The sequence below is a fragment of the Anaeromyxobacter sp. PSR-1 genome, assembly GCF_000964525.1.
In the GTDB taxonomy this organism is placed as follows: domain Bacteria; phylum Myxococcota; class Myxococcia; order Myxococcales; family Anaeromyxobacteraceae; genus Anaeromyxobacter.
The window spans coordinates 1-4,496 of sequence record NZ_BAZG01000262.1 but is presented as its reverse complement, the minus strand read 5'-3'; the positions used below and the strand labels follow the sequence as shown (position 1 = coordinate 4,496).

General features: G+C 73.6%; 6 protein-coding genes and 1 pseudogene. 3 read left to right on the top strand and 4 right to left on the bottom strand.

The genetic code is table 11. From position 1 onward, the window contains the following. From PSR1_RS21895 to PSR1_RS21885, 3 genes are all read left to right on the top strand, one after another. Positions 1-1,356 (top strand): NAD+ synthase (locus PSR1_RS21895; RefSeq protein WP_059439463.1); only part of this gene is annotated, 1,356 nt, incomplete at its 5' end. A gap of 134 nt (positions 1,357-1,490) precedes the next feature. After that, positions 1,491-1,994, top strand: coding sequence for a hypothetical protein (locus PSR1_RS21890; RefSeq protein ID WP_059439462.1), 504 nt, complete (start codon positions 1,491-1,493; stop codon positions 1,992-1,994). A 173-nt stretch (positions 1,995-2,167) separates the two neighbouring features. Then, the gene (locus PSR1_RS21885; RefSeq protein WP_059439461.1) at positions 2,168-2,596 is read left to right on the top strand and encodes a hypothetical protein; all 429 of its coding nucleotides are present in this window, start codon (positions 2,168-2,170) and stop codon (positions 2,594-2,596) included. 22 nt (positions 2,597-2,618) lie between these two features. Here the strand turns inward: PSR1_RS21885 and PSR1_RS21880 are convergent, their stop codons facing one another. The 4 genes and pseudogenes from PSR1_RS21880 to PSR1_RS21865 all read right to left on the bottom strand — a co-directional run. Further along, positions 2,619-2,822 (bottom strand): hypothetical protein, encoded by a 204-nt coding sequence (locus tag PSR1_RS21880; protein ID WP_059439460.1) that lies wholly within the window; start codon positions 2,820-2,822, stop codon positions 2,619-2,621. An 11-nt stretch (positions 2,823-2,833) separates the two neighbouring features. Further along, entirely contained in the window at positions 2,834-3,400 is a 567-nt protein-coding gene (frr, locus tag PSR1_RS21875) for a ribosome recycling factor (protein WP_059439459.1), read from the bottom strand. A gap of 19 nt (positions 3,401-3,419) precedes the next feature. Then, positions 3,420-4,175, bottom strand: coding sequence for a UMP kinase (gene pyrH / locus PSR1_RS21870; protein ID WP_059439458.1), 756 nt, complete (start codon positions 4,173-4,175; stop codon positions 3,420-3,422). Positions 4,176-4,246: 71 nt separating this feature from the next. After that, positions 4,247-4,496, bottom strand: a pseudogene (locus PSR1_RS21865) (poly(A) polymerase); the annotation flags it as partial.

Below are 4,496 nucleotides of genomic sequence, written 5' to 3'. Positions count from 1 at the left end.
AAGTCGCTCCTGCCCTCCTACGACGTCTTCGACGAGACCCGCTACTTCCTCCCGGCCGGCGCCTCCACGACCGCCGCCGCGCCCGAGGGGCTGGGCGTGCCGCTCGGCCTCTCGGTCTGCGAGGACATCTGGAACGACCAGCGCTTCTGGGACCGCCCGCGCTACGCGCGCGACCCCATCGCCGACCTGGTGCGCGCCGGGGCGGGGCTGGTGGTGAACGTCTCCGCCTCGCCGTACGCGATGGGCAAGGCGCCGCTCCGCGAGCGCATGCTCGCCGCGAGCGCGCGGGACCACGGCGCGCCCATCGCCTACGTGAACCAGGTGGGCGGGAACGACGCCCTGCTGTTCGACGGCGGGTCGATGCTCCTCGCGCGCGACGGCGCGGTGCTGGCGCGGGCGCCGCTGTTCGAGGAGGCGGTGCTGGTGTGCGACCTGGACGGCGGCGCGCCGCGCGCGCTCGGCCTCGACGGCCGCCCGCTGCCGCCGCCGCCGGCGCCGGCCGCGGACCCGCAGGCGGACGAGGTGCTCCGGGCGCTGGTGATGGGCGTCCGCGACTACGTGCGCAAGTGCGGGTTCCGGCAGGCCGTGGTCGGGCTCTCGGGCGGCATCGACTCGGCGCTCACCGCCTGCATCGCCGCCGAGGCGCTCGGGGCGGAGAACGTCCTCGGGGTGGGGATGCCCTCCCGCTACAGCTCCGGCCACTCGCGCGAGGACGCGGCCGAGCTGGCCCGCAACCTGGGCGTCCGCTTCCGCGAGATCGGCATCGAGCCGATGCACGCCGCCTTCCTCGCGGCGCTCGCCGCCGACGGCGCGCCGCCGCTCTGCGACCTCGCCGACCAGAACGTGCAGGCCCGCATCCGCGGCCAGGTCCTGATGGCGATCTCCAACGACACCGGCGCGCTCGTGCTCACCACCGGCAACAAGAGCGAGATCGCGGTCGGCTACTGCACGCTCTACGGCGACATGGCCGGCGGCCTCGCCGCCATCGGCGACGTGCCGAAGACGCTGGTGTACCGGGTGGCCCGCGCCGCGAACGCGCGCGCCGGCCGGACGCTGGTGCCGGAGCGCACCTTCACGAAGCCGCCCTCGGCCGAGCTGAAGCCCGGCCAGCTCGACCAGGACTCGCTGCCGCCGTACGACGTGCTCGACGACATCCTCCAGGCGTACGTGGAGGAGCGCCGGCCGCTCGAGGCCATCGTGGCGCGCGGGCACGACGAGGCCACGGTGCGCCGCGTGCTGCGCATGGTGGTGCAGAGCGAGTACAAGCGCCGGCAGGCCGCGCCGGTGCTGAAGGTGAGCGAGAAGGCCTTCGGCGAGGGGCGCCGCTTCCCCATCGCCCAGGGCTACCGCTACTGACGCGCGCGCACCGCGGCGGCGCCGCACCCACCTCCCCCCGCACCGTCGCCGCGCGCGGCGCTTCGCCGCGCGCGAGGCCCGTCATACACTCGGCCGCCCGATCGGCCGCCGTCGCGGCCGCGGAAGGAGGCTTCATGACGAAGTTCGCCTGGTCCGTCCTCGCGCTCGCGCTCCTCGGCGCGCCGGCCGCCGCCCGCGCCGGCGGCCTGCTCGAGCTGTCGGTCGGCAGCGGCGCCCGGATCGATCCGTCGCCCACCGAGCGGATCCCCACCAACGTGATGCTCACCGCCGGCTACGGCTTCGCGGACATGCTGAAGCTCGAGCTGGGCGCGGTCGCGAACCTGGGCGACGTGAAGAACTCGGACTTCGACATCGACCTGCGCCCGATGCTGGTGGTGTCGCCGCCGCTGTTCCCCGTCTACCTGCGCGGCATCATGACCGTGAACTCGCTCGTCGAGGAGCCGGTCAAGATCGGCTACGGCGGCGCGCTGGGCGTGCGCCTCGGCGTGATGGGCCTGGGCGCGTTCGTCGAGGCGGGCGTGCTCGCGCGCATCGTCGAGGTGCCCGACGCGGCCGGCGTCACCCACGACAAGACCTTCACCATCGTGGAAGGCCGCATCGGCGGCTACTGGGACTAGCGGTCTCCGCGCCCCTGCGGCGCTCCGGCGGCCCGCGCCCCCCCGCTCGCGGGGCGGGTGCGGGCCGCCTCCGATTCACGGACAGTTCACCACGCCGGGTGACGCATCCCGGTTGGGACCGGCCGGCGGCGCCCTCCCGCGCTAGGTTCAGCGCCAGCGAGGAGAACGCCATCGTGAGAGAGCTGCTGGTCTTCCTGCACATCCTGTCCGCCGCCACCTGGATCGGCGCGGCGCTGTGGGTCCCGGGCGACGTGAAGCGCACGGTCGCGCTGGGCCGCCCGTTCGTGGAGCAGCTCGCGGCCCGCGCCCGCCCGGCGCTGAAGCTCGACCTGTACGCCGGCTTCGCGGTGCTGGTGACCGGCGTCCTCCTCATCGGGATCGACGGCGGCCACCCGCGCACCGGCATCCTGGTCGGCTTCGCCGCCACGCTGGCGCGCCTGCTGGTGGTCGGGTTCGCCTCCATGCCGGCCTGGCGCCGGGTGGAGGGCGCGGTCGCCTCGGGCGACCTCGCTACCGCGGCGGCGCCCGCGAGGCGGCTCGCGATGTTCGGCGGCATCGGCCACGCGCTGTGGGCGATCGCGCTGGCCGGGATGATCTTCTAGCCGGCGCCCCGGGCGGCCCCGCTCACCAGATCCCGAGCAGCGCCGCGGCCACGAGCCAGAGCGGCGCGCCGGCGAGCAGCAGGAGCACCCAGGCGGCGGAGAGGGCCCGCCGGCGGCGCGCCGGGAGGTCGGGGCGGGCGGCGAGCGCGCGCACCGCGCCGGCGGCGAAGCCGAGCGCGAGCAGCGGGCCGAGGAGCAGGAGGAGCGCGGCGGGGGAGCGGGCCACGGCGCGCCCGCTCAGACCTGGAGGACGTCCTTCTCCTTGGCGGCGACGATCTCGTCGATCTTCTTCACGCCGTCGTCGGTCTCCTTCTGCATCTTCTCGAGCGCCTTCTCGGCGTCGTCGCCCGAGATGTCGCCGTCCTTCTCCGCGACCTCGATGAGCTCCTTCGCCTCGCGGCGCACGTTGCGGACGGCGATCTTGTGCTCCTCGCCCTTGTGCTTCACCTGCTTCACGATCTCCTTGCGGCGCTCCTCGGTGAGCGCGGGGATCGGGACGCGGACGAGGTCCTTGTCGCTCATCGGGTTGAGGCCCAGGTTCGCGTCCCGGATCGCCTTCTCGATCGGCGGGATCATCGACTTCTCCCAGGGCTTCACCACGATGAGCCGCGCCTCGGGCACGGACATCGTCGCCACCTGGTTCAGCGGGGTGGGCGTGCCGTAGTAGTCCACCCGGACGTTGTCGAGCAGGTGGAGCGAGGCGCGCCCGGTGCGGACCGCCGAGAGGTCGGTGCGGAGCTGGTCGAGCGTCTTGAGGATGCGCCCGTGCAGGTCGCCGAGGATGTCGTCTGCGATGGTGCCCATGGCCGTCTCCTTGCCGCGGCTACGCGTTGCGGGCGCTGGGGCGCCCCACGGTGGTCCCGATCTCCTCGCCGAGCACCACCTTGCGCACGTTCCCGCGCTGGGTGAGGTCGAACACGACGATGGGGAGGTCATTGTCCATGCAGAGGCTGATGGCGGTGGAGTCCATCACCTTCAGGTTCTTCTTCAGCACGTCGATGTAGCTGAGCTGCTTGAACTTGGTCGCCGACGGGTTCTTCTTCGGATCGTCGGTGTAGACGCCGTCCACCTTGGTCGCCTTGAGCAGCACGTCCGCGTGGATCTCCATGGCGCGGAGCGAGGCGGCGGTGTCGGTGGTGAAGTACGGGTTGCCGGTGCCGGCCGCGAAGATCACCACCCGCCCCTTCTCCAGGTGGCGGATGGCGCGGCGGCGGATGTACGGCTCGGCCACCTGGTGCATCTCGATGGCGGACTGCACGCGGGTGGGCACGCCGATCTTCTCGAGCGCGTCCTGCAGCGCCATCGAGTTGATCACCGTGGCGAGCATGCCCATGTAGTCGGCCGAGGAGCGGTCCATCCCCTCGGTGGCGCCCGACACGCCGCGGAAGATGTTCCCGCCGCCGATGGTGAGCGCGACCTCGACGCCGAGATCCACCACGTCCTTCACGTCGTGGGCGATCGAGGTGAGGGTCTTCGGCGAGATGCCGTACTTGCCGTCGCCCATGAGCGCCTCGCCCGAGAGCTTGAGCAGGATGCGCTGGTAACGGGCCTTCGGGTTGGAGGCTTTCTCGCTCGCCATGGTCGGCGGGTTGTACCGGGTGCCGTGGGGTCGGTCAAGGCGGCGGTGTTGCGGAGGATTCCCCCGCGCGCTCACCCCTGCCCGCCGGCCTCGGCGGGCGGCACCTGCGCGCCCCCGTCCGGCCCGGACGCGCCGGCCCCGCGGCGGCGGCGGCGCTTCCCGCCCCGGCGGCGGCGCCTGCGGCGCCCGCCCTGCGACGCCTCGCCCTCCCCGGCGTCGCCGGCGGCCGAGGAGTCGACCTCGCGGACCTCCGCACCCGCCTCGTCGGCGGCATCGGCGGCCTCGGCGGCCTCGGCCGGGATCACCACCTCGCGGACGGCG

Excerpts from the sequence above, each read along its gene's own strand:
- PSR1_RS21890 (WP_059439462.1), top strand. The coding sequence starts at position 1,491 with ATGACGAAGTTCGCCTGGTCCGTCCTCGCGCTCGCGCTCCTCGGCGCG.
- frr (WP_059439459.1), bottom strand. The coding sequence starts at position 3,400 with ATGGGCACCATCGCAGACGACATCCTCGGCGACCTGCACGGGCGCATC.
- pyrH (WP_059439458.1), bottom strand. The coding sequence starts at position 4,175 with ATGGCGAGCGAGAAAGCCTCCAACCCGAAGGCCCGTTACCAGCGCATC.